The sequence below is a fragment of the Pseudomonas sp. Z8(2022) genome (assembly GCF_025837155.1).
In the GTDB taxonomy this organism is placed as follows: Bacteria; Pseudomonadota; Gammaproteobacteria; order Pseudomonadales; family Pseudomonadaceae; genus Aquipseudomonas.
Window position 1 is genome coordinate 1,612,619 of sequence record NZ_CP107549.1, and the last position, 23,184, is coordinate 1,635,802.

The window sequence follows — 23,184 nt, forward strand, 5'->3', positions numbered from 1 at the left end:
TGACCAGCTGTTCAGGATTCATTCGCTGGGGTCGATGCTGTTGGCCAGGGTAATCGCGCGGTAGCCGCTGGCCGCCGGCAGCAGGGCATAGGTGTAGGAGCGGCCTTTTTTCAGGAACATCTCGTCGAAACCGACCAGTTGGTCGTTGTCGGCATAGGCGGCGAAGGCGATCTTCAGCTCATTGACCATACGGCTGCCGGTCTGGTCGCGCGTGATGGTGTCGACCACCACATGCTTGCCATCGGTGGTCTTCAACGCGGCTGGCTTGTCGGTGAGGTTGTAGAAGGCGATCTGGGCCTTGCGTGGTTCGTTGACGAACTGGTCGGCGATCAGCCGCAGCTCGCCGTCGCGGTAGATCACCGTGCTTGCGGTGTTGGCCTTCAGCTCGTGTTCCAGCGCCTGGGCGCCCACGGCGATGCGGTGCTTGCCCGGTGCAACGAAGCGATAACCGCCGAATTGCCCGCTGGTGACCAGCTGGGGTTTGCTCTTGCTGCTCAGGGTGACTTCGATATTGCGCTCGCTGAGGTTCAGCACCCGCACGAACGCCGAGTTGGCCGGCGCCACGGGGTCGTACAGATCGGCGTTGCCGTCCTGGGCTTGGGCGGCAGCGCTGGTGATTGTCAGCAATATCATCAGTGCGCGGGAAATGAAGGCGGGCATACGACGGTACCTCGGTCAGTGGTGGACTGTTTCTGGGTTGGCCAGAGAAGGAATCTGGCGCTGGACGAGCAGGGTGCGCAGGGGGAATTCCCAGATCACGGTCTGCAGCTCGCCACTTTTCGCGGCCGGGCCGGCGAGAAATTCGTTCATCGACTGGAACGGGCCGCGGGCCTCGAGCGCAACGCTTACCAGATCGCGCTGCAGGGCCTCCTTGAGAAAGCCGACGAAGTTCCAGTCATCGATGCGGGTATAGCTGGTGCCTACCAGCGCCAGCGACACGGCCTCTTCGCCGAACAGGCTGTCGCCGAGATCGTCGTGGCTTTGCTGCAGGGTTTCGTAGAGCTGGATATGCACCGGCTCGAAGTAGCTGGGCGCCAGTCTGGGGTCGAACTTGAGGTAGTTGAGCAGATCGCCGGTGACTTCTTTTTCGCTGACCGCCTGGGTCAGATAAGGCGTCTCGCCCTGCAGCTCGGGAAACTGCCTGGCCAGGGTCTGGGCTGCCAGTTCGGCGCCTCTTGGGCTCCAGTGGGTATCGTTACGCAGAAACAGCTGTTCATCGGCCGCAGCGCTCAGGTAGGCGCTACGCAGATCCACGGTGTCGATACCCTGCTGGCGCAGGCGTTCGCTGAACTGCTGGTACAGCCCGGTGATCTGCTCCGAAGGGGCATAGACGGAGTGCGCGGCATAGGTGTCCAGCTTCATCGGCACCGGCAGGACGATCAGCCGCGCGCCCTGTTGCGCCAGTTGCGCGCGTGCCTTGTCGATCAGCGCGATCTGTCGCTCCAGGTTGCTCTCGAGGTCCCTGGGCTGCAGGTACTCCTGATTGGTGAACAGCCAGCCGTCATGTCCCAGTACCACGCCACTGGCGCCTTCGCGAAAGATCAGATGCTGGATGTTGGCCCACAGCTCGACGGACGGGTCGCGTAGGAACAGGCGCTTGTCATAGAACTGCTCGAACCTGCGCACCAGCTTGCCGTCAAGAAACAGCGACATGGCCTGGGTCTGCGTACCGGCAAAGGCGAACACCGTCGGCAGAGAATAGAGAAACATGGCGCTCAGCATCACGCAGAAGAGAATCCCGTTGATCTTGCTGGCCGAGTTCATCACCGGAAACATGGGGGCATCCTCAGAACTGGAAGTACAGGAAGGGTGAGAAGGAGTTCGCGGCCAGACGTGTCAGCGTAAGCAGGAAGCCTACCCACAGCAGCAAGGCACTGAAGCCGCTGACGTGCTGCATGAAGTAGTCGTTCTGGCGGGTGCCGGCGTAATAGCGAATGTTGATGCCGCCGGCGATCACGATCCACAGCAGAGCGATCAGGGTAAAGGTCATGGTCATGGCGGAGGTGCCGAACCAGTAGAGGTCCAGCGAGCCGATGCCATTGAGACCGATCAGCGCCTGGTAGACCTGCAGGGCGTGCGGCAGGTTGCCGGTAAAGAACAACGGCATGCAGGAGGCCAGCACGAACATGCAGCGGGTATTGCGCCAGAAGCTGTAGGGCGTGTTGACCTTGGTGGCGATGCCCAGCTTGCGCTCGATGACCATGGCGATGCCGAAGAACAGCCCCCAGAAGATGAAGGCGAAGCTTGGACCATGCCAGAGCCCCGAGAGCACCATGGTGACGACCAGCCCGACGAGCATGCCGACCAGGCGCTTGCGTACCAGCGGCATGTACACATAGTCGCGCAGGAAGTCGGCCAGGGTCATGTGCCAGCGCTGCCAGAACTCGGTGATGCTCTGCGCGATATAGGGCTGGTTGAAGTTTTCGGCGAAGCGAAAGCCCATCATCATGCCCAGGCCGATGGCCATGTCGCTGTAGCCGGAGAAGTCGAAGTACAGCTGCAGTGCGGAGATCAGCAGGCCGAACCAGGCATCGGCCATCTGCAGTTCACTGCCGCCGCCGATGAACAGGGTGTTCATCGGTGCCAGCGAGTCGGCAATCAGCACTTTCTTGATGAACCCGAGCATGAAGCGGCAGGCGCCGAGGGAGAACAGCTCCAGCGAGTGGGTGCGATTCTTCAACTGCTTGTCGATCAGGCTGTAGCGCAGGATCGGTCCGGCAATCAGCTGCGGGAAGATGGCGATATAGGCAGCGAAGTCGACGAAGCGATTGGTCGGCTCGGCATTGCGTCGATAGATGTCGACGATGTAGCTCAGCGCCTGGAACACATAGAAGGAGATGCCCAGCGGCAGGATGATGTGTTCCAGGGTGAAGGTGTTGATGCCCAGAGGCTCCAGGATCGCGACCAGCACGTCGGCACCGAAGTTGGCGTACTTGAAGTAGCCGAGGGTGGCCAGATTGCCGATCACGCCGACGGTCAGCAGGCGAAAGGCGATCTTCTTCTCGCCGGCATCGACCCGCGCCTTGATGCGCAGGCCGAACCAGTAGTTCCAGTACGAGATGGCGACGAACAGCAGCAGGAAGTCCGGACGCCACCAGGCGTAGAACAGATAGCTGCCGAGCACGATCACGTACGAACGCCAGTGGTCCCTGGCTATGTAGTAACAGAGCAGGAATACGGGCAAGAACAGGAACAGGAAGACGTTGGATGCGAAGATCATGCTAGCGCTGCTCTCGGTCAGTAAGTCAGGGTTATGCCCAGCGTCAGTTGATAATCGTCGCCGATTTCCAGCGCACTGCCGGCCCTGAAGTAGCTCAGGCTGGCCAGGGTGTTGAGCTGTATCCGCTTGCCGTCATACGCCAGCGGGAACATGCGCCAGTAGTGGTTGATGTCCAGCACCTGGCCCAGGTGGGCCGAGCCGGTATCGCGAACCACGCCTTCGGTGGTGGTGCGCAGGGGCAGTTGTGCTGTGCGATTGCGCAGGCGCAGGTCGCTGACACGCAGATCCAGCGCGGTGCGATCGGTGGGCTGGGTTTCCAGCACGATGCCGTAGAAGGCCAGGTTACTCAGGTTGACGCTGACCAGGTTGCTGACCAGGCGGCTGCTGTAGCTCAGCGGATCGTTGCGCCGGTCGGACTGGATACGGTTGAGCGTGAAGCCGTCGCTTCCGCTGTCGTCCGGTCGATCGGTAAGGCCGGCGCTGATGCCCACGCGCGGTGTCCATGGCAGCGTTTCGAAGCGCTTGCCGACATCCGCCACCACGGCCCAGCCGGTCTTGTCGCCGCTGTCGCGCAGGCCGTTGCGCTGGGTGGTTTCCATCCTGCCGTCGAGGGCGGCGACTTCCAGGTGGTAGTCGCTGATCAGTGACGTCAGCTGACGGGTGTCTCCGTGCAGGAACACGCCATAACGCAGGCCATCGAAGTCCTGGCGGTCATCGGGCGAGCTGCCCGAGTAGTCGTCCTCATGCAGCAGGCGTACGCCAACCCAGTGGTCGGCATGCCAGCGCCAGGCGTACTCGCCCATCAGGTAACGAATCTTCCTGTCACGCGGGTCGAGGCGGTTGTCGTCGGAGTTGTAGTAATAGAATTTTTCGGCGACGGCGACGAAGCCGCTGGCGAAGCTGTCGTTGTAGTCCAGACGCAAGGCTTCGATGCTGTCGTCCCACCAGATGCCGAAACGATCACTGAAGCGCTGGCGACCGAAAGTCAGGGAAAAGCGCGGGTCGTCGCCCAGCAGGTTGCGCCGTACATAGAACTCGCGCGCTTCGCTGTAGGCATGGCGGCGCCTCGACAGGCTCTCGTCGTTACCCTCGTCGTTCTGCAGGGCATTCGGGTCGGTGTCGTAGTTGAGCCACAGACGACCGAAGGCTTCCCACTTCGCCCAGCGTTGTTCGGGGGAGTACCAGCGATAGGACGGTTCGTAGCGCAAGCTGAAGAAGCTGCGACGATCTTCGCCCAGGCGCGTTTCGTCCGGTCCGTAGCCAGTACGCAGAAACAGCTTGTGGGTCAGCAGGGAGGTGACCGGTTCCAGCTCGGGTGAGGCGATGCTGGTGTCTTCTGCATGCAGCAGACCGAGCGGCAGGCAGGCGAGCAGCAGGGCTGCGCGGCTAAGGGAGTTGGAAGCGCTCACAGTGTGGAATCCTCGATAAGACGGTTGCCTTCGGCGGCGGCGATATCGCGCTGTTCAGGCGTGAGCCGGGAGCTGAGTGAGTGCATCAGATTGGTTGCGCGCTGGTCTCCCAGCTCGTGGGCGGCGTAGGCGAAGGAATAGGCCTTGCCGTTATCGCGGCAGATGGCGCGGCCGTAGGTATAAAGTCGGGCGATGCGCAGCAGGGCGTTTACCGAACCGCGGCGGGCCTCTGCCATGTACAGCTCCAGGGCGCGGTCCTGATCGGCTTCGTCCAGTGCGCCCAGGCTGTAAAGGTCGCCTTCAAGCAGCTGTGCTTCGGGGTACTGCTCGGCCTGCAGTTCGCTGATCAGGCGTTGGCTCAGCTGCGGGTCGAGGGTGCGCCACATGACCATGTGCAGGCTGGCGCGCAGTGCCTTGATGCGCTGCGGGGTGATCGGGTTCTCGCGTTCGGCCATGCTCAGGGTCAGATTCTCACCCTGCCGTTGTTCCAGGCGCTGGATCAGCGCCAGTACCGGCTCGGGGCTGTAGCGATCCGGCGCGGTCATGAGGAAGCTGGCCTTGCTCAGCATCGCCGGACCGAAATCGCGGTCTATGGCGTTGTCCAGCCACTGCAGCACCTCGCGGTCGAGCTGTTCGACCAGGCTGGCATGGGCCTTCGCCTTGAGTTCACGCGCCTGTTTTTCTTCATCGGTCTGGGCGCGGGTTGTCGGGCGATTGTTGTTGAAGGTACTGATCTCGATGTTGCGGATGCTCATGACCTGCTGGGCGATGCGGTGCACCAGGTCGACCGGCAGAGCGCTCATGCGTGGCGCCAGGCGCTCGGCGAAGGCGCGAAACAGGACGTTGCGCTCTTCGCCAAGAAACTCGTAATAGCGCTGTACGGCACGCGGGTCGCTTTCCACGGCCAGCTGGAACCACTTCTCGGCTTCGCTTCTTTCGCCGTAGCGAGCTGCCGCCACCGCTCTGTACAGCGGCGCGTGGCAGTAGATCAGGCAGGCGCGGTCATAAAGCTCGATCAGGCGGGTGACCTCGCTCTGTGTGAACAGCTCGGGGTAGACCAGAAACACTTCCAGGCGTGTGTCGACAGCGACGAAATCTCGCCCGGGCGTGAAACGGTCAAGTGCCTGGTGCATGTAGGCGCGGTTGGCTTCACGCCAGCGCGGCTTGCCGTCGACCAGGCGGGCCAGGGCTGTCAGCGCGCCGATGTCCCCGCGGCCATCGGCAAACGCCTGCCTGAACAGGTCGATGGCTCGCGTGGTATTCGCCGGGCTGCGGCTGGCCAGTACCTCGCCGAGCAGGCGTGTGGCGCCCAGGTCGCCACGCGCCGCCAGATGGCGCAGGTCTTCTTCGACCTCCGCCTGGCTGTCCTGAAACAGCGCATAACGGACCTGTTCGAGGCTGCGTGCCGCGTGAGCCGAGCTGGCGAGTGCCAGCGTCAGGGCGGTTGTGCAAAGAAGATATCTGACCGGCATGGCGACCTCAGAACGTCCAGCGCAGTGGCAGGCCGAGTTTGAAGTCGACGGCAGTGGGCAGCTGATAGGCGCTGCGCGGCAATTCCTGCTCAGGCTTGATGGTCAGCTCGACCATCTGACGCTGATCGTCCACGCGGCTGCCCACGATCTCGCCGGTGTAGATTTCGTCGCTGCCCAGTACGCGCATCTCGACTGCACGCACGCGCTCGATCTTGTCCATGCGCTCGAACGGCACACTGGCCTTGACGTGCAGCGGCTTGTCCTGCGGCAGCAGATGCATCAGCTGCTCCTGCTTGTAGGCAAAACCGTCCATACGGGGGCGCGGGAAGTACAGGCTGCAGTTGCACGGGCTGGCGATCACCGTTTCCACGGTCACGCGGCCGAGCAGGGCGGCCGCATCCTGCTCGGAGAGGCTCGCCAGGGCGGCGATGTCGGACGGACTGGTGAGGCTGCTGGCCAGTTGCGTGGAAACGCTGGCCAGTGGCTGGCCGGTACTGACGCTGGTCTGTCCGGGCGCTATCAGGTACTTGAGGTTGCCGTTTTCCGGCATGCTCAGTACGTAGGCCTCGGCGCTGACCACTGCCTGCGCGGCGGGCAGGTGGAAGAACAGCAGGTAACTCTTGTAGACGATCAGGCTCAGTGCCGCCAGGCCGGCGCCGAGAAACAGCAGCGAGCCCAGCGCCGCCTTCAGGCGTTCCGTGGGCGTGCGCGAGCTGGCCTGTTTGGTCTTGCGCTCCTTGATGTAGTTCTCACGCTGCATCACGTTGAACAGGCCGTTGATGTCGGCGATGTCGCCGGACATGTAGGCCGAGATGATGTAGCGCAGGATGTCGCGCTTCTGCCGATCCAGTTCGACGAACTCGGCACCTACTTCATGGCCGCGTTGGGAGACGATCTTCAGTTTGGTGTCGATGTTCAGATCGATCGCATTGAGCTTAAGCTTGATCGAGCCGTGGAGCAGGCTGCCGAGTGTCAGCGGCTGCTCGAGGCTCAGGCCGATGCCGCCCAGGGAAATGTCCAGGATCTCGCATTCCACACCCTTGAGGCCGTGGCCATTGAGGGCTATGCGGGCAGGAATCTTGGCGCGGACGAACTGGCGCTCATCGATTGCTTCGTGAACAACATTTACAGGTAAGACAGTGGTGCTAGTCATAGCATTCGCGCCTTTACTTAAGGTTGCGTGAGTTCTAGCAGGACCGAAATGACCCCGAAGAAGATGGCAATGGAGGACAACAACATCGTCTTCGACGTCCATCGATTAAGGGCCGCATCGAAACTGACGCTGCCGTTGCTGAGCGTGGTCTTTTGCCGGGTCCAGCTTTGCTGATCCATGTGGAACATGGTGTAAACCTTCATCACCGAGCCGACGATCTGGTTGTAATACAGAACGAAGGGGTACATCGGATGTACCGGGTGCTTGGTGAAGAAGAACAACAGCGTTACCAGGGTGCGCGACAGCAACACCCAGAACAGGTACAGCAGCAGGTACTGGATACCGAACAGCAGGCCGGCCACTACCGAGGCGCTCAGGCCCATCAGGCAGGTCCACATCGATACGCGCTGGTCGTACAGCACGTACATGGTGAACAGGCCCAGACGGTCGAGACCCAGTAGGCGGGTGGCACGGAAGTTCTGCCGCAGCGAGTTGCCATACCAGCGGTACATCAGTTGCCGGGTTGCGCGCAGGAAGCTGTTGTCTGGTGGATGCTCCACCGTCAGGGTATGGCTGTCGGGCACATAGAAGGTGTCCCAGCCTGCGCGCATCAGGCTGAACCAGGAGGACTTGTCGTCGCCGGTGAGGAACTGGAAGCGTCCCAGGCGCCAGTGATCGAGGAAGTCGGCTTCCACGTCCTTGATGAATTCCGGGTTGGTCATCACGCTGGCGCGGAAGAACGACAGGCGACCGGTCATGGTCAGCACCCGCTTGCTGAGTGCCATCGAGCACATGTTGATGTGCCGCTGGACAAAGCGCATGGTGTGCCATTCCTGCATCAGCTTGCTGCCTTCCACCTCGCAGAACTCGTTGGTGGTGATGCCACCGACGGTGGGCAGATAGGCGAACATGCTGACGGCGCGCTCGACGCAGCCGGGCAGCATCATGGTGTCGCCATCGACCACGCCGACCACCGAGTTCTCCAGCGGCATCTGCCGGGAGAGGGCACGGAAGGCATGGGCCAGTCCATCACGCTTACCAGTGCCGCGGGCACGCACGATGATCAGCTTGATGTCGTCCCGATCGCGCACTTCCTGGCGCATGATGTCCTTGATGAAGTTCTCGTCGCCCTTCTCCACGATCGAGGCGATGACGGTGCAGGGCACAGGCATTCGCTGCACTTCCTGAAATACCGACTGATACACCTTGAAGGTGGTGTGAGTCGGGATGCGGAAGCTGGTTACCACCATGAACATATGGTCGGGCAGCGCTGCGGTCCCCATGCGTTCGACGGCCTTGCGCATCCGCGGGAAGCGCCAGTGCAGGAAGTACATCCCGCGCAGGTAGTGAGTGGCCGCATTGCCGTAACGCCACATACCCAGGGCGCCGATCAGGAAAATGAACTTCTGGTGCGACGGGTCGAGATAGCTCGGGTCGACCATTTCCGAGCCAAGCGCGATCAGGGCGATCAGGCATAGCCAACCGCACAGCTTGCCGAAACCGGGCGAGGTCTTGAGCCAATTGAATAACCTGGGCATGTGACGTGCTTCCTCCAGTGAAGCCGTATACGAACGTCAGAGGTTGTTACATCGGGAGTCGCTAGATGACTGTGGCGTCGGTGCGCCCGTAGACATCCTCGAAGCGCTCGATGTCGTCCTCTCCCAGATAGCTCCCGGACTGGACTTCGATGATTTCCAGGGGGATCTTGCCGGGGTTGGCCAGACGGTGAACGGCGGCGATGGGGATGTAGGTCGACTGGTTTTCCCAGAGCAGGAAAGTCTTGTCGTCACAGGTCACCCGCGCAGTACCGGAAACCACGATCCAGTGTTCGGCACGGTGGTGATGCTTTTGCAGCGACAGGCTGGCGCCCGGCTTGACCACGATGCGTTTGACCTGAAAGCGATTGCCGCTGTCGATGGAGTCGTAGCTGCCCCAGGGGCGATAGACCTGACAGTGGTTCTGCGCTTCGGAGCGCCCGTCGCCGGCGAGGGTGTTGACCAGATGCTTGACGTCCTGCACCCGATCCTTGTGGGCGACCATCACCGCATCCTTGGTTTCCACCACGACCACGTCCTTGAGACCGACCAGGGTCACCAGCTTGTTCTGGCTGTGGGCCAGGCAGTCCTGACTGTCGTGGATCACCACGTCGCCGGAGCGGCAGTTGCCGTTGTCGTCCTTCTCCTGAACGTCCCACAGCGCGGACCAGGAGCCGACGTCGTTCCAGCCGGCTTCGAGTGGCACCACACAGGCGCGGTCGGTCTTTTCCATCACGGCGTAGTCGATGGAATTGTCCGGGCAGCACTCGAAGGCGCTGGGGTCGATACGGATGAACTGCATGTCGCTCTTGCTGCGGCTGAGCGCCAGTTGGCAGGTGTCGTAGATGTCCGGGTCATGACGCTGCAGCTCTTCCAGGTAACGGCTGCTGCGGAACAGGAACATGCCGCTGTTCCAGACGTAGTCACCTTGCGCGACGAACGCTTTGGCGGTGGCCAGATCGGGTTTCTCGACGAACCTCTCCACCGAAACAACGCCATCAGGCAACCCGGCACGTGTGCCGGTCCTGATGTAGCCGTAACCGGTTTCGGCCCGCTCGGCGGGAATGCCGAACAGGACCATTTCGCCCTGTTCCGCTGCCTTGCGTGCCTTGCTCAGTGCGCTGTGGAACGCCGGCAGGTCTTCGATCACGTGATCAGCCGGCAGCACCAGAAGCAGCTCGTCACGCCCGGCGGCGAGCAGGTGCATGGCGGCGATGGCCACGGCCGGCGCGGTATTGCGGCCGAACGGCTCCAGCAGAATGGTCTGCGCCTCGCTGCCGATGGCGGCGAGTTGCTCGCTGACGATGAAGCGGTGCTCCTCGTTGCAGACCACGATGGGCTTGCTGATGCCCTCGATAGCCAGGCGGCCGAGCGTCTGCTGAAACAGCGTTTCGTTGCCGGTGAGGGCGAGGAACTGCTTTGGATACAGCTTGCGCGAGAGCGGCCAGAGTCTGGAGCCGCTGCCGCCGGACAAAATCAGAGGAATCATGCTGTCACTCCTTGTAAACATCGATTCGGATCGTATGGGCAGTGAACTGGCGACACGCCGTGACCAATCAAGCGGCACTCGACCGGTGCCGCCTCTGTTTTTGTTAGCTGTCTGCTACCAGCAGATACCTTCGCGATTGGCCTGGGTGGGATGGGCCATGAACCCAACCAGGTCGAGGATCTGTTTGTCGTTGCCAACGCTCTCCATGACCTCGGCAAAGCGTTTCTCGCCGTTGCCGATGATCAGTACGTCAGATTGCGCGACCACCTCGTCGAGGTCCTTGCACAGCAGAGAGGAAACGTGGGGAATCTTCGACTCGATGTATTCCTTGTTGGCACCGAAAACACGAGCGTACTCGACGTTGCTGTCGAAAATGCGCAGCTCGTAGCCTTTGCCGATCAGCATTTCGGCCAGTTCAACCAGCGGGCTTTCACGCAGGTCGTCGGTGCCGGCCTTGAAACTCAGGCCCAGCAGGCCGATGCGACGCTTGTCATAGCCCTGGATGATGTCGAAGGCTTTTTTCACCTGGTTTGCATTGCTGCGCATCAGCGAGCTGATCAGGGGCGCCTCGACGTCGAGGCTGCCGGCGCGGTAGGAGAGGGCGCGCACGTCCTTTGGCAGGCACGAACCGCCGAAGGCGAAGCCGGGCTTCATGTAGTACTTGGACAGGTTCAGCTTGTTGTCCTGGCAGACCACATCCATCACTTCGCGACCGTCGACGCCGACGGCCTTGGCGATATTGCCGATCTCGTTGGCGAAGGTGACCTTGGCCGCATGCCAGACGTTGCAGGTGTACTTGATCATCTCCGCTACTTCGATGGACTTGCGGATGATCGGCGCGTCCAGTTCGCTGTACAACTCCTGCAGCAGGTCGCCGGACTGCTCGTCCAGTTCACCGATCACGGTCATGGCCGGGAAGTCGTAATCCTTGATTGCCGTACTTTCACGCAGAAACTCCGGGTTGGTCGCCACGCCGAAATCGACACCGGCCTTCTTGCCCGAGGCCGCTTCGATCAGCGGGATAACCACATTCTTCACCGTGCCTGGCAGAACGGTACTGCGCACGACTACGGTGTGGCGCTCCTGCTTGTCGCGCAGGGCGGTACCGATCTGCTTGCATACCGACTCCATGTAACCGAGGTCGAGGTCGCCATTGCGCTTGCTGGGCGTGCCCACGGCAATGAAGGACAGATCGCTGGCCAGGACTGCAGCCGCTACATCGGTTGTGCCACGCAGCCGGCCGGATTCGACGCCGGCTGCGAGCAGTTCGGCGAGACCGGGTTCGACGATGGGGGATTTACCCTGGTTGATCAGGTCGATTTTGGTTTGCGATACATCGACCCCAATGACCTCGTGGCCACGAGCCGACAAGCAACCGGCACAAACGGCACCGACATAACCCAATCCAAAGATGGTGATTCTCATAGGTCCCTCTTTTATATAGTTGAGCTGGTCGTTTGGGAGCCGACCAATATCCGTGTTCATTAAGTACGCCGCTGTTATTGCATAATGCTTACTGCAATCCGGGGCTGTTACTTGAAGTGGCGCGGATACTAAGTTGGCTTTTTTGGCTTTTCAAGCAAAACGTGAACCAAAAGTTATTGTTTCTATAGCCAAACTTTTCTTAGTTTTTTTATCAATAAAATCAAATAGTTATAGTTTGATATTTTTTAGGCGCCAAAAAATAGTTGTCATTTTAAGTGTTATTTTTATGGCGCCATAAAAACATTACTCAGCGTGCCTAGTTGTGTTGCACGTGGATGAGATTTTGCTCGGAAGTTGTGCATCGAAGCCGTCGCGGAATCTGCATGGCACCGAGACTGATGGCGACAACTTGCTGCCGCTGTAATGAGGGTGCGTTCTCGCGAGGCTTCGTCGGAAGGGGCGGGGCGCTGCTCAAGTCTGTGAGTCATGCCGCGTAATTGAGGCTTGGCACAATGCCATTGCCTGGACTACTCTCCGGTCACCGGGCTAACGAAGTGGCCAACAGGCAGGACGCCGACCCCATACACTTCGTTAGCTCGGTATCCCGATTGCTCTCTGCGCGCCGTCCGCGCAGGGAAAACGACAAAGCCCTCTCTCGAGGGCTTTGTCGTTTCTGACGGTGGGCAGAGGCTTCAGCAAAGGCGTCCTTGCCGGTTTCTTTCTTCCGGCCCTTTCGGCTGCCTGCTCGCGCCTACTGCGGGTGTTGCACAGGTGCTTTGTCGGGCTTGGCGGCGATCAGGTGCTCGGGCAGGTCGAGCAGATCGGTATCGTAGGTTTCCAGTGGCGGCGGGCGGCGTTCGAAGCGCGCGCCCAGTACCAGCATGCAGGGTGTCAGCAGCAGGGTCAGCACCGTGGCGAAGGCCAGGCCGCCGGCGATGGCGCTGGACAGCTGGGTCCACCACTGGGTCGAGGGCGCGCCGAAGCCGAGGCTCGGTGTCACCAGGTCGACGTTGATGCTGAGCACCATCGGCATCAGGCCGAGGATGGTGGTCACCGCCGTCAGCAGTACCGGACGCAGGCGTAGGCTGCCGGTCTCCAGCGCCGCTTCGTACGACTCAAGGCCCTGGCGGCGCAGCTGGTTGTAGGTGTCGATCAGGATGATGTTGTTGTTCACCACGATGCCGGCCAGGGCGATCAGGCCCATGCCGACCATGACGATGCCGAACGACTGGCCGTTGATCAGCAGGCCCATCAATACCCCGGCAGTGGAGAGGACGATGGCCGATAGCACCAGCGCCGCCTGGTAGAGGCTGTTGAACTGGGTCACCAGGATGATCGCCATGAGGAAGATGGCGACGACGAAGGCGGTCATCAGGAAGGTGGCCGCTTCGCGCTGGTCGGCGTCTTCGCCGGCGAATTTCACCTTGACCTCGGCCGGCACCTCGCCGAGCGCTTCGCGCAGGGCCTTGAGGCGTTCGTCCAGGCGCGCGCCTTCGGCCAGGTCGGCTTGCAGGGTGATGGTGCGATCGCCGTCGACGCGGGGCAGGGTGCCGACCTTGGGCGCCGGCTGCAGGTCGACGAAGTTGCTCAGCGGCACCTGGCCGACCGGGGTGTTGAGGGTGAGGCGGCCGAGCTGGTCGAGCGAGCGCCAGTTGCCGGGCAGGCGTACGCGGATGTCGACTTCGTCGGTGGCGTCTTCGGGGCGGTAGGTGGCCAGTTTCAGGCCGTTGGTGATCATCTGCACCGCGTTGCCGACGCTGAGCACATCCGCGCCGAAGCGGGCGGCCGCTTCGCGATCCACCTTGATCCGCCATTCGATGCCGGGCAGGGCGCGGTCGTCCTCGATGTCGGCGAAGCCGCCGAGCCTGTGCATTTCATCGCGAATGCGTTCGACCCACTGTTCGCTCTGCGCCGGGTCCAGCGAGCTGATCTGTAGCTTCACCGGTTTGCCGTCGGTGGGACCCTGTTCCTGTTTGCGAAATTCCAGCACCACGCCGGGGATGCTGGCGGTGCGCCGGCTCATCTCGGCGAGGATTTCCCTGGCCGGGCGCCGCTGATGCCAGTCGACGAACTGGAACTGCAGGGTGCCGATCACGTCGGCGCCGAGCTGGCCTTCCGGCTGCGCCAGGGAGCGTGCATACAGCGCCTTGACCTCACGCATGCCCAGTACCTGCTTCTCGACCTGCTTGAGCAGGGCGTCTTTCTCCTGCACCGACAGGTCGCCGCGTGCGCGCAGCCAGATCTGTGCGCTTTCCGGCTCGACGTCGGGAAAGAATTCCACGCCATGGTTGAAGCGCCCGTAGCCGACGTAGATCAGGGCGATCAGCGCGAGCATGCCGAGCAGGGTCAGGCCTGGGCGCTTGAGCAGCGTTTCCAGCAGCTTGCGGTAGGCGTTGCCGACGGCGCTGGTGGGCGCGGCTTGTGGCCGCGCCTGGCCGCCGCTGACGGCGCCGAGCACCGGCAGAAACACCAGGGCCATGGCCAGGGAAGCCAGCAGGCAGACGATCACGGTGGCCGGCAGGTACTTCATGAACTGGCCGACCACGCCGGGCCAGAACAGCAGCGGCAGGAACACCACCAGGGTGGTGGCGGTGGAGGCGATCACCGGCCAGGCCATCCGTGTCGCGGCATTGGCCCAGGCCTGGCGTGGCGTCTGGCCCTGCTGCAGGTAACGGTCGGCCAGTTCGGAAACGACGATGGCGCCGTCGACCAGCATGCCGGCCACCAGAATCAGGCTGAACAATACGACGATGTTGAGGGTGAAACCGAGCATCCAGATCAGCAGGATGCCGCTGAGGAACGCACCGGGAATGGTCAGGCCGACCAGCAGTGCCGAGCGCATGCCCATGCTCGCCACCACCAGGATCAGCACCAGGACGATGGCGGTCAGCACGTTGTTCAGCAGGTCGCCGAGCATGTTCTGCACTTCCTGCGACTGGTCCATGATGTAGCTGACTTCCACGCCTGGCGGCAGCAGGGGTTTGGCCTGCTCCATCAGCGCCTTGACCTGGTCGATGGTCTCGATGATGTTGGCGCCGCTGCGCTTGGCCACTTCCAGCACGATGGCCGGCTGACCGTTGATGCGGGCGAAGCCGGTCGGGTCCTTGAAGGTGCGGCGGATGGTGGCGACGTCGGCGAAGGTGACCACGCTGCCCGCCACCACCTTGATCGGCATGCGCATGACGTCTTCGAGGTCCTCGATGACGCCTGGCACCTTCATGCTCATGCGCCCGGCGCCGGTATCCAGGCTGCCGGCAGCGACCAGGCGGTTGTTGCGGCTGACCAGGTTGAACAGCTCGTTGTAGTCGATGCCGTAGCTGTCCAGCACCTGCGGGTCGACGACGATTTCCAGCAGGTCCTCGCGGTCGCCGCCGATGGTCACCGACAGCACCTCGGCGATGCCTTCGAGGTTCTCCTTCAGGCGCCGGGCGATGTACACCAGCTCGGTCTCGGCGATCGGCCCGGACAGCCCCACCGACAACACCGGGAACAGCGCCACGTTGACTTCGCTCACGGTCGGCTCGTCAGCCTCGGCAGGCAGTTTGCTGCGGGCGGTGTCGACCTTCTCGCGCACGTCGGCCAGCGCCACCTTGGCGTCGAAGCCGGCGTCGAATTCCAGGGTCACCGAGGCGTGGCCTTCGCTGGACACCGAGCGCATTTCCTTGACGCCCTCCAGGCTGCGCAACTCCTGCTCCAGGGGGCGCACCAGCAGGCGCTCGCCGTCTTCCGGGCTGATGCCTTCGAGGGTCACCGAGACGTAGATGATCGGGATGGTGACGTCGGGGTTGGACTCCTTGGGCATGGCGACGTAGGCCACCAGCCCGCCACAGAGCAGGAACAGCAGGATCAGCAGGGTGGTGCGGCTGCGGTCGAGCGCGGCGGCGATCAGTGTGTGCATTTCAACTGCCCTCGGCCGCGAGTTGCGTCGCCACCTGCTGGCCGGGCTGGACGAAGCCCTGGCCGAGGGTGATCAGCGCCACCTTCGGCGGCAGCCCGCTGACCCAGGCGCCCTGGTTGTCGACGCTGATCAGCTCGACTGGCGTGAACTCCACGCGCTGCGCGTCGTTGACCCACTTGACGCCATGGCGGCCGCTTTCGTCCAGGCTGAGCAGGGCAGGGGACAGACGATGGGCCATGGCCTCGCCGGTCTGGATATGCAGCGTCGCGCTGGCGCCGGCCAGGCGCAGGCCGTCCGGGTTGTCCACCTTGACCTCGATGCGGAAGCTGCGCGAGCCGGGGTCGGCCGCCGCGGCGATGAAGTGCAGCTCGCCTTGCAGCGTGCGGCCGTCGAGCAGCTCCACCCTTACCGGCTGGCCCAGCTCGAGCTGGGTGACCTGCTGCTGGGCGATCTGCGCGCTGACCTTGAGGCGGTCGATATCCACCAGGGTCAGCAGGCTCTGGCCGGGCTGGACGAAGTCGCCCAGTTCGACCATGCGCTGGTCGTAGATGCCGGCGAACGGCGCCTCGATCCTGGTGTTGCGCTGCTGCAGGCGGGCGCTGTCGAGCTCGGCGCGGGCCTTGGCCAGCTCGCTTTCCAGGCGCATCAGTTCGTTGGCCGAGACCAGGCTGCGCTCGCGCAGGCGTTTGGCTGCAGTGACATCGCTTTGCCGTTGCCGGACATCGGCCTCGCTGCGTGCGACCTGGGCCGGGCGGTCATCCGGCGAGAGGCTGAGCAGCAGCTGATCGGCGGTGACGCGGTTGCCCTTGTCCTGATCCAGATTCTGTACGCTGCCGCTGACCTGGGCGCGTAGCTCCACCCGGCGCCAGGCCTCGATCTGTCCCTGCACGACATGCTGGCGCTGCATGGGCTGGGCTTCCAGCCATGTCACTTCCACCCGAGCCAGTTCGGTACTGGTGACCGGTTTGTCGGGCTCGGCCTGCACCTCGTCGCGAGCGACGAAGCGGTCTCCGCTGAGCAGCCATAGCAGCAGCACGATGGCGATGACGACGGCGATGATCCAGGGACGTTTGCTGAGTTGCGCGAACATGGCGATGGCTTACTCGTGGTTGGCGGGCGCTGCCAGCAGCGCGGTGGCCTGGCCCTGCAGGCCGGCGATGATGAAGTCGGTGACGCGGTCGAAGTACGCGTCCAGCTCGATGTACTCGGCCCAGTGGGCGAAACCGCCGGAAGCGATGCGCGTCATGACGCCGTTGACGCAGGCCTCCACGCCCCACAGCAGATGCTGGCAGTGCCGAGCGGAGAGCTTCAGGTCGCGAAAGCTGCCCTGCAGAAGATCGCTGAACAGACTCATGTACAGACCTTCCAGCTCGATGAACTGCTCGCGGTATTGAGGTTCCAGGCGCTCCTGAAAGGCGGGACGGTCACACAGCAGGCAAAGTTGCGCCTGCAGCGGGTCGGCCTGCAGCAGTTCGAAGGAGCGGCGAATCACTCGGCGCATGGCCTCTTGCGCGGGCGCGCTGCGGGCGATTTCCTGCAGCTCGGCCAGATGCCGGCGTGAGCAGTCCAGCACCAGACGCGCATAGAGCGCTTCCTTGCTGGTGAAGTGTTTGTACACCGTGCCCTTGCCGATACCCGCATGACGCGCCACCTCGGCAATGGTGACGCGATCCCAGGATTGATTCTGGAATAGCTGGCGTGCGGCTTCGAGCAGGGCGCTTTCGCGTTGCTGAAAGAGTTGATCCTGATAGCGCATGGGCTTTCCATGAAATGTTGTGACCGGTGGTCATGCTATGACCGTCGGTCACAGTGCGGCAAGTCGGGAGTTGTAACAAGGCAATTGCGGGGTGCCTCGTTAGCAGCTGCTGGCGATAGCTGCAGATGGCGGGATGTGGATGAGGAGGCCCGTGCTCGGGGCAAGTATGCGACAGCCGATGACCGTCCTGGCTGTCGGCTGCCGATGAACGGCGCTTAGCGCGCCACGCTGACGCCTTCGAGGCTGGCGAAGGAGGTGTCCTTGGCGGTCAGCAGAAAGTCGCGCATGAAGGGAGCATCGAGCATGTCGCTGCGGATTGCCGCGTATAGCGTGCAGTACAGGCCTTTCTCGCCCAGGCGTTTGGCGCTGACGTAGCCGCGCGAGCTGTATTCGTGCAGCGCCCAGTTGGGCAGGCAGCAGACGCCGCGACCGCTGGCGACCAGCTGCATCATCATCACCGTCAGCTCGGAGGTACGTATCTGCGCCGGCTCGACGTCGGCCGGTTCGAGGAAGCGGGTGAATATGTCCAGGCGATCTCGCTCGACGGGGTAGGTGATCAGGGTTTCTGTGGCCAGGTCTTCGGGCTGGATAGATGTCCTGGTGGCCAGACGATGCTGATTGGCGACCGCCAGCTGGGCCTCATAGGTGAACAGCGGCACGTAGGTGATGCCTGCCAGTTCGACGGGGTCTGAAGTCACTACCAAATCCAGATCGCCACGAGCCAGAGCCGGCAGCGGAGCGAAGGAAAAACCCGACGCCAGGTCCAGCTCCACTTCCGGCCAGGCGTCACGGAACTGGTCGATGGTGGGCATCAGCCACTGGAAGCAGCTGTGACACTCGATGGCCATGTGCAGGCGGCCGGCTGTGCCGCCGGCCAGGCGCGCCAGGTCGCGTTCGGCACCGCGCAGCAGAGGCAGGGCGGCATCGGCCAGTTGTAGCAGGCGCAGGCCGGCGCTGGTGAAGCGCACTGGCTTGGTCTTGCGCACGAACAGCTGCAGGCCGAGGCGCTCCTCCAGCTCCTTGAACTGGTGCGAAAGGGCCGATTGGGTCAGATGCAGGCGTTCGGCTGCCTCGACCAGGCTGTCGGTTTCGCGCAGGGCATGCAGGGTTTTCAGGTGGCGTAGCTCGAGCATGGCGGGTCTCTGCGAAGGATTCACTCATCCGTTTTCGGAGCTGGATGAAAATTCTTCATACAGCCTACATGAGTAAATCTGTAGATCAAGACGAAAATCTTGAGTTTGTCTCACGCTCGTCCGATCCCGAGAATGGCGCCATCTCGATTGATTGTGGAGCGTTAAGTCATGGCCCTGTCCCATTCCCTCGGTTTCCCGCGCATCGGTCGCGACCGTGAACTGAAAAAAGCCCTTGAGGCGCACTGGCAAGGCGAGCTGGATGTAGCCGGCCTGCGTGCGGTCGGCCAACGGCTGCGTGCCGAGCACTGGCAACTGCAGAAGGAGGCCGGTATCGACCTGCTGCCGGTGGGCGATTTCGCCTGGTACGATCAGGTGCTCGGCCATTCGCTGACCTTGGGCGTGATTCCCGATCGCTTCCGGCCGGCAGCGGGCAAGCCTACGCTGGAAACGTTGTTCGCCATGGCCCGCGGCGTCAAAGAAAGCTGTTGCGGCGGCACTCATGCGCAGGAGCTGACCAAGTGGTTCGACACCAACTACCACTACCTGGTACCGGAATTCAGCATCGACCAGCAGTTCGCCCTGAGCTGGGAGCAGTTGTTCGAGGAGGTAGACGAGGCGCATGCCCTGGGCCATCAGGTCAAACCGGTGCTGATCGGCCCGCTGACCTATTTATGGCTGGGCAAGGCCAAAGGCGCTGATTTCGACAGGCTGGACCTGCTCGAGCGGCTGTTGCCGGTGTATGGCGAGATTCTCCAGCGCCTGGCCGCACAAGGTGTGGAGTGGGTGCAGATCGACGAGCCGATTCTGGTGCTGGATCTGCCGCAGGACTGGAAGAATGCCTTCGAGCGCGCCTACAACCTGATCCAGCGCGAACCCTGCAAGAAGTTGATCGCCACCTATTTCGGCGGTCTGGAGGACAACCTCGGCCTGGCCGCCAACCTGCCGGTGGACGGCCTGCATATCGATCTGGTGCGAGCCCCGGAGCAGTACCCGACCATTCTCGATCGTCTGCCTGCCTACAAGGTGTTGTCGCTGGGCGTGGTAAACGGCCGCAATGTCTGGCGCTGCGATCTGGACAAGGCCCTGGAGGTGCTGCGTCACGCTCACGAACGGTTGGGCGAGCGGCTCTGGGTGGCACCGTCCTGTTCGCTGCTGCATAGCCCGGTCGACCTAGCGCGTGAAGATCGGCTCGATGCCGAACTGCAGAGCTGGCTCGCCTTCGCCGTACAGAAATGCGAGGAGGTGGCGGTGCTCGGCAAGGCGCTGCAGGCGCCGGAAGACGCGGCTGTGCAAGCGGCGCTGGAAGCGAGCCGTGCGGTACAGGCCGCACGTGCGGCCTCGACGCGCATTCACAAGCCAGAGGTGCAGGCGCGTCTGGCGGCGATTCGCCCGCGTCATGCGCAGCGTCAGTCAGCATTTGCCGAGCGTATCGGTAAGCAGCGCGAGCGCCTGCAGTTACCGCTGCTGCCGACCACCACCATCGGCTCTTTTCCGCAGACTTCGTCCATCCGCAAGGCGCGACAGGCGTTCAGGCAGGGCAGGCTGAGCGCTGCCGATTACCTTGAGGCCATGCACGGCGAAATCCGTGAAGCCGTGCAGGTGCAGGAGCGTCTCGGCCTGGATGTGCTGGTACACGGCGAGGCCGAGCGCAACGACATGGTCGAGTACTTCGCCGAGCAGTTCGACGGTTATGCCTTCACCCGTTTCGGCTGGGTACAGAGCTATGGTTCGCGTTGCGTCAAACCGGCGGTGATCATCGGCGATCTGAGCCGCCCGCAGGCGATGACCGTGGAGTGGATCCGCTATGCCCAGAGTCTGACCGACAAGGTGATGAAGGGCATGCTGACTGGCCCGGTGACCATGCTGATGTGGTCGTTCCCGCGCGAGGATGTACCCCGCGAAGTGCAGGCAAAACAGCTGGCGCTGGCGATTCGCGACGAGGTGGTGGATCTGGAGGCGGCGGGCATCAGGATCATCCAGATCGACGAGGCAGCATTCCGCGAGGGGCTACCGCTGCGTCAGGCTGCCTGGCAGCACTATCTGGACTGGGCCACCGAGGCCTTCCGCCTGGCTGCCAGCGGTGTGCGTGACGAAACCCAGATCCACACTCATATGTGCTACAGCGAGTTCAACGACGTGATCGAGTCCATCGCGGCGATGGATGCCGACGTGATCACCATCGAGACTTCACGTTCGGACATGGAGTTGCTGGAGGCCTTCGAGCGCTTCGCTTATCCCAACGAGATCGGCCCTGGCGTCTACGACATTCACTCGCCTCGTGTGCCTGACCGCGCCGAGATCATCGGGCTGTTGCGCAAGGCGGCGCGGCGGATTCCGCTCGAGCGACTCTGGGTCAACCCCGATTGCGGCCTGAAAACCCGTGGCTGGCCGGAGACCGAGGCAGCGCTGGTGAACATGGTTGCGGCTGCCCGGCAGATGCGCGCCGAGCTGGCCTGACTGCCGGTAGCCGCGGCTTGCGTCCCTCCCATCGGTCGATGAGAGGGGCGGGGCGCGGCTTGCCACCGAGCGACTTTCAGCGCAGTCGCCGGGACGTGCATGTCAGGGTTCCTGGTTGTGCCTGATCGCTTCGCGACGATGCAGATTGTCGATGTGCTCGCTGCTGTGACGCAGCAGCTTGGCCGCCATGGCCATGCGTTCTATGTAGCGCACGATGCTTTGCTCGGCATCGTGGCGGGAGAGGAAGGGGCCTTCCAGCGTGCCTTCACGGGTGGCGAAGAAGTACTGACCATTGACAGCGCTCAACCGTGAACTGCGGTAGTGCGTGCCTGGCTGAGGGTCGGCCGTGCGTTGGCTGAACATGAAAAGCTCCATCTGCGGGGGGCTGGATAAGCTGAGTCTACTGTCAGCCAATCGGTGCGCCTGGCAATGCGACTAGTGGTCGATTTTGCCGACATATTTGCGTCTTTTAACGGGTTTTATTGGTTTTTGACGCCGGCTGGATGACGCTTTCCTGGCGCTGAGCAGTACAGTTCTGCCCATCTGCCAGACTGAACTGTCGCTGTGTCGATGGCATGGCCTCTCCTAGAATGGTCGGCTGCGGACGGCATGTCCTGTCGACCGCCTGCCTGAGGTTCCCATGCATATTTCCTCCGGCCGTTGGATGTACGGCCTGCTGCTTGCCCTGACCACCTCCGTGCTCTGGGGCATCCTGCCAATCAAGCTGAAAGAAGTCCTTCAGGTAATGGACCCGGTAACGGTCACCTGGTATCGCCTGGCCGTGGCCGGTTCCCTGCTGTTCGCCTATCTTGCGGCTACCCGACGCTTGCCGCGTTTTCGCCCGCTCGGGCGCAGGGGCGGATGGCTGCTGGCGCTGGCCATCGGCGGACTGACGGCCAACTACGTGCTGTATCTGGTCGGGCTCAATCTGCTCAGCCCCGGCACCACACAACTGGTGATCCAGGTGGCACCGATCCTGCTGCTGATCAGCAGCCTGTTCGTCTTTCGCGAGCGTTTCAGTCTGGGCCAGGCGATTGGGCTGTTGGTGATGCTGCTGGGCTTCGGCCTGTTCTTCAATCAGCGCCTGGGTGAGCTGCTGACCTCGCTCACGGCCTACACCACCGGCGTGCTGACCGTACTGGCCGCGGCCTTCGTCTGGACCTTCTATGGCCTGGCGCAGAAACAGCTGCTGACCACCTGGACGTCGGTGCAGGTGATGATGGTCATCTACCTGGCCTGTGCACTGCTGCTGACGCCCTGGGCGCACCCCCTGCAGGTGTCGCAGCTGAGCCCGTTGCAAGGCTGGCTGTTGCTGGCCTGCTGTCTGAATACCCTGGTCGCCTACGGTGCCTTCGCCGAGGCGCTGGCCCACTGGGAGGCCTCGCGCGTCAGTGCGACTCTGGCGCTTACGCCGCTGGTGACCTTCGTCTCGGTGGCCCTGGCATCGACCTGGTGGCCGGACCACGTGCTGCCCGAGCAGGTCAACTGGATCGCCTATGCAGGGGCCGTGGTCGTTGTGCTCGGCTCGGCGCTCACCGCCCTCGGCCCTTCGCTGATGGCGGCTCTGCGTGCCCGCAAGGCCAGGCGTTAGGCCAGGGACTAATCCAGCGGTAGCTCGGTGGTGCGTTTGACCTCGCTCATGGCGATGTGCGAATGCGCTTCATGCACGTGCGGGCGCTGCAGCAGCTGGTCACGCAGGAAGCGTTCGTAGTCGGCAATGTCCTTGGCCACTACCTTGAGCAGATAGTCCGAGCCGCCGGCCATGCTGTAGCACTCCAGCACCTGCGGGTAGCCGACCACTGCCTGCTCGAACTCGTCCAGATTGCCACGACCGTGAGCCGACAGCTTGATGTCGACGAATACCGTGATGCCGAAGCCCAGCCGCTTGTGATTGAGCAGGGCGACCTTGCGTTCGATCAGCCCTTCTTCCTGCATGCGATTGATGCGTCGCCAGCAGGGCGACTGCGACAGCTCGACCTTCTCCGCTACCTCGGCGGCGGAAAGGTCGGCATCGTGTTGCAGCAGGCGGAGAATCCGCCGGTCAATAGGGCTGAGCTTGTCCTGCATGACTTTTTCCATTTTCTTGTGATTGTTGGAATGATCATGCGAAGTATTGTCCTCGATTCTCGAAAATAGAAAGAAAAAAGCGGAACCCTCCGGTCATGCTTTAGGCAAATCCGTCGCAGTGATCCTGCGGACAGGATTCAACGGAGCGCGTTTACCGTCGCGCTCCCCGT

General features: G+C 62.5%; 16 protein-coding genes and 1 pseudogene. 2 read left to right on the top strand and 15 right to left on the bottom strand.

Translation table 11 applies throughout. The features are described 5' to 3' along the window. Positions 1-18: 18 nt before the first annotated feature. From OEG79_RS07700 to metR, 13 genes are all read right to left on the bottom strand, one after another. Positions 19-660: an alginate O-acetyltransferase AlgF gene (locus OEG79_RS07700; protein ID WP_264148185.1), complete on the bottom strand. Its 642-nt coding sequence runs from the start codon at positions 658-660 to the stop codon at positions 19-21. 15 nt (positions 661-675) lie between these two features. Next, positions 676-1,776, bottom strand: a complete 1,101-nt coding sequence (locus OEG79_RS07705) for an alginate O-acetyltransferase (protein WP_264148186.1) — start codon at positions 1,774-1,776, stop codon at positions 676-678. A gap of 10 nt (positions 1,777-1,786) precedes the next feature. Then, positions 1,787-3,220, bottom strand: a complete 1,434-nt coding sequence (locus OEG79_RS07710; RefSeq protein WP_264148187.1) for an MBOAT family O-acyltransferase — start codon at positions 3,218-3,220, stop codon at positions 1,787-1,789. A 17-nt stretch (positions 3,221-3,237) separates the two neighbouring features. Next, the gene (locus OEG79_RS07715; RefSeq protein WP_264148188.1) at positions 3,238-4,629 is read right to left on the bottom strand and encodes an alginate export family protein; all 1,392 of its coding nucleotides are present in this window, start codon (positions 4,627-4,629) and stop codon (positions 3,238-3,240) included. Beyond that, the gene (locus tag OEG79_RS07720) at positions 4,626-6,101 is read right to left on the bottom strand and encodes a sel1 repeat family protein (RefSeq protein WP_264148189.1); all 1,476 of its coding nucleotides are present in this window, start codon (positions 6,099-6,101) and stop codon (positions 4,626-4,628) included. The genes OEG79_RS07715 and OEG79_RS07720 overlap by 4 nt, the downstream gene beginning before the upstream one ends. Positions 6,102-6,108: 7 nt before the next feature. Next, positions 6,109-7,254 (bottom strand): PilZ domain-containing protein, encoded by a 1,146-nt coding sequence (locus OEG79_RS07725; RefSeq protein ID WP_264148190.1) that lies wholly within the window; start codon positions 7,252-7,254, stop codon positions 6,109-6,111. A 17-nt stretch (positions 7,255-7,271) separates the two neighbouring features. After that, positions 7,272-8,792: a glycosyltransferase family 2 protein gene (locus tag OEG79_RS07730; RefSeq protein WP_264148191.1), complete on the bottom strand. Its 1,521-nt coding sequence runs from the start codon at positions 8,790-8,792 to the stop codon at positions 7,272-7,274. A 61-nt stretch (positions 8,793-8,853) separates the two neighbouring features. After that, complete coding sequence (locus OEG79_RS07735) at positions 8,854-10,278, bottom strand: mannose-1-phosphate guanylyltransferase/mannose-6-phosphate isomerase (RefSeq protein ID WP_264148192.1); 1,425 nt, start codon at positions 10,276-10,278, stop codon at positions 8,854-8,856. 114 nt (positions 10,279-10,392) lie between these two features. Continuing rightward, the gene (algD, locus tag OEG79_RS07740; RefSeq protein ID WP_264148193.1) at positions 10,393-11,703 is read right to left on the bottom strand and encodes a GDP-mannose 6-dehydrogenase; all 1,311 of its coding nucleotides are present in this window, start codon (positions 11,701-11,703) and stop codon (positions 10,393-10,395) included. A 751-nt stretch (positions 11,704-12,454) separates the two neighbouring features. Then, positions 12,455-15,601 carry an efflux RND transporter permease subunit gene (locus OEG79_RS07745; protein ID WP_264148194.1) on the bottom strand — a complete coding sequence of 1,049 codons (3,147 nt, stop codon included), beginning with the start codon at positions 15,599-15,601 and terminating at the stop codon, positions 12,455-12,457. A gap of 1 nt (position 15,602) precedes the next feature. Further along, a complete protein-coding gene (locus OEG79_RS07750) occupies positions 15,603-16,691 on the bottom strand; it encodes an efflux RND transporter periplasmic adaptor subunit (protein ID WP_264148195.1) in 1,089 nt (362 codons plus the stop codon). Positions 16,692-16,700: 9 nt separating this feature from the next. Beyond that, the gene (locus OEG79_RS07755; RefSeq protein WP_264148196.1) at positions 16,701-17,357 is read right to left on the bottom strand and encodes a TetR/AcrR family transcriptional regulator; all 657 of its coding nucleotides are present in this window, start codon (positions 17,355-17,357) and stop codon (positions 16,701-16,703) included. Between the two features lie 215 nt (positions 17,358-17,572). Then, positions 17,573-18,490: a transcriptional regulator MetR gene (gene metR / locus OEG79_RS07760; protein ID WP_264148197.1), complete on the bottom strand. Its 918-nt coding sequence runs from the start codon at positions 18,488-18,490 to the stop codon at positions 17,573-17,575. Between the two features lie 168 nt (positions 18,491-18,658). On the opposite strand from metR, the gene metE reads away from it, so the two are divergent. After that, positions 18,659-20,947: a 5-methyltetrahydropteroyltriglutamate--homocysteine S-methyltransferase gene (gene metE, locus OEG79_RS07765; RefSeq protein ID WP_264148198.1), complete on the top strand. Its 2,289-nt coding sequence runs from the start codon at positions 18,659-18,661 to the stop codon at positions 20,945-20,947. A 174-nt stretch (positions 20,948-21,121) separates the two neighbouring features. On the opposite strand, the pseudogene OEG79_RS07770 reads toward metE, so the two are convergent. Continuing rightward, positions 21,122-21,310 (bottom strand): annotated as a pseudogene (locus tag OEG79_RS07770) (DUF6316 family protein); the annotation flags it as partial. Positions 21,311-21,587: 277 nt separating this feature from the next. On the opposite strand from OEG79_RS07770, the gene OEG79_RS07775 reads away from it, so the two are divergent. Next, positions 21,588-22,538 carry a DMT family transporter gene (locus tag OEG79_RS07775; protein ID WP_264148199.1) on the top strand — a complete coding sequence of 317 codons (951 nt, stop codon included), beginning with the start codon at positions 21,588-21,590 and terminating at the stop codon, positions 22,536-22,538. An 8-nt stretch (positions 22,539-22,546) separates the two neighbouring features. Here the strand turns inward: OEG79_RS07775 and OEG79_RS07780 are convergent, their stop codons facing one another. Next, on the bottom strand, positions 22,547-23,014 hold the full coding sequence (locus OEG79_RS07780) for an Lrp/AsnC family transcriptional regulator (protein ID WP_264148200.1): 468 nt from the start codon (positions 23,012-23,014) through the stop codon (positions 22,547-22,549). Positions 23,015-23,184 lie beyond the last annotated feature (170 nt).

What these genes read in the sequence shown, in the direction of transcription:
- OEG79_RS07720 (WP_264148189.1), bottom strand. Translation starts at nt 6,101, where the DNA reads ATGCCGGTCAGATATCTTCTTTGCACAACCGCCCTGACGCTGGCACTC.
- OEG79_RS07725 (WP_264148190.1), bottom strand. Translation starts at nt 7,254, where the DNA reads ATGACTAGCACCACTGTCTTACCTGTAAATGTTGTTCACGAAGCAATC.
- OEG79_RS07775 (WP_264148199.1), top strand. Translation starts at nt 21,588, where the DNA reads ATGCATATTTCCTCCGGCCGTTGGATGTACGGCCTGCTGCTTGCCCTG.
- OEG79_RS07735 (WP_264148192.1), bottom strand. Translation starts at nt 10,278, where the DNA reads ATGATTCCTCTGATTTTGTCCGGCGGCAGCGGCTCCAGACTCTGGCCG.
- OEG79_RS07750 (WP_264148195.1), bottom strand. Translation starts at nt 16,691, where the DNA reads ATGTTCGCGCAACTCAGCAAACGTCCCTGGATCATCGCCGTCGTCATC.
- OEG79_RS07700 (WP_264148185.1), bottom strand. Translation starts at nt 660, where the DNA reads ATGCCCGCCTTCATTTCCCGCGCACTGATGATATTGCTGACAATCACC.
- OEG79_RS07730 (WP_264148191.1), bottom strand. Translation starts at nt 8,792, where the DNA reads ATGCCCAGGTTATTCAATTGGCTCAAGACCTCGCCCGGTTTCGGCAAG.
- OEG79_RS07710 (WP_264148187.1), bottom strand. Translation starts at nt 3,220, where the DNA reads ATGATCTTCGCATCCAACGTCTTCCTGTTCCTGTTCTTGCCCGTATTC.
- metR (WP_264148197.1), bottom strand. Translation starts at nt 18,490, where the DNA reads ATGCTCGAGCTACGCCACCTGAAAACCCTGCATGCCCTGCGCGAAACC.
- OEG79_RS07780 (WP_264148200.1), bottom strand. Translation starts at nt 23,014, where the DNA reads ATGCAGGACAAGCTCAGCCCTATTGACCGGCGGATTCTCCGCCTGCTG.
- OEG79_RS07745 (WP_264148194.1), bottom strand. Translation starts at nt 15,601, where the DNA reads ATGCACACACTGATCGCCGCCGCGCTCGACCGCAGCCGCACCACCCTG.
- OEG79_RS07755 (WP_264148196.1), bottom strand. Translation starts at nt 17,357, where the DNA reads ATGCGCTATCAGGATCAACTCTTTCAGCAACGCGAAAGCGCCCTGCTC.
- algD (WP_264148193.1), bottom strand. Translation starts at nt 11,703, where the DNA reads ATGAGAATCACCATCTTTGGATTGGGTTATGTCGGTGCCGTTTGTGCC.
- OEG79_RS07705 (WP_264148186.1), bottom strand. Translation starts at nt 1,776, where the DNA reads ATGTTTCCGGTGATGAACTCGGCCAGCAAGATCAACGGGATTCTCTTC.
- metE (WP_264148198.1), top strand. Translation starts at nt 18,659, where the DNA reads ATGGCCCTGTCCCATTCCCTCGGTTTCCCGCGCATCGGTCGCGACCGT.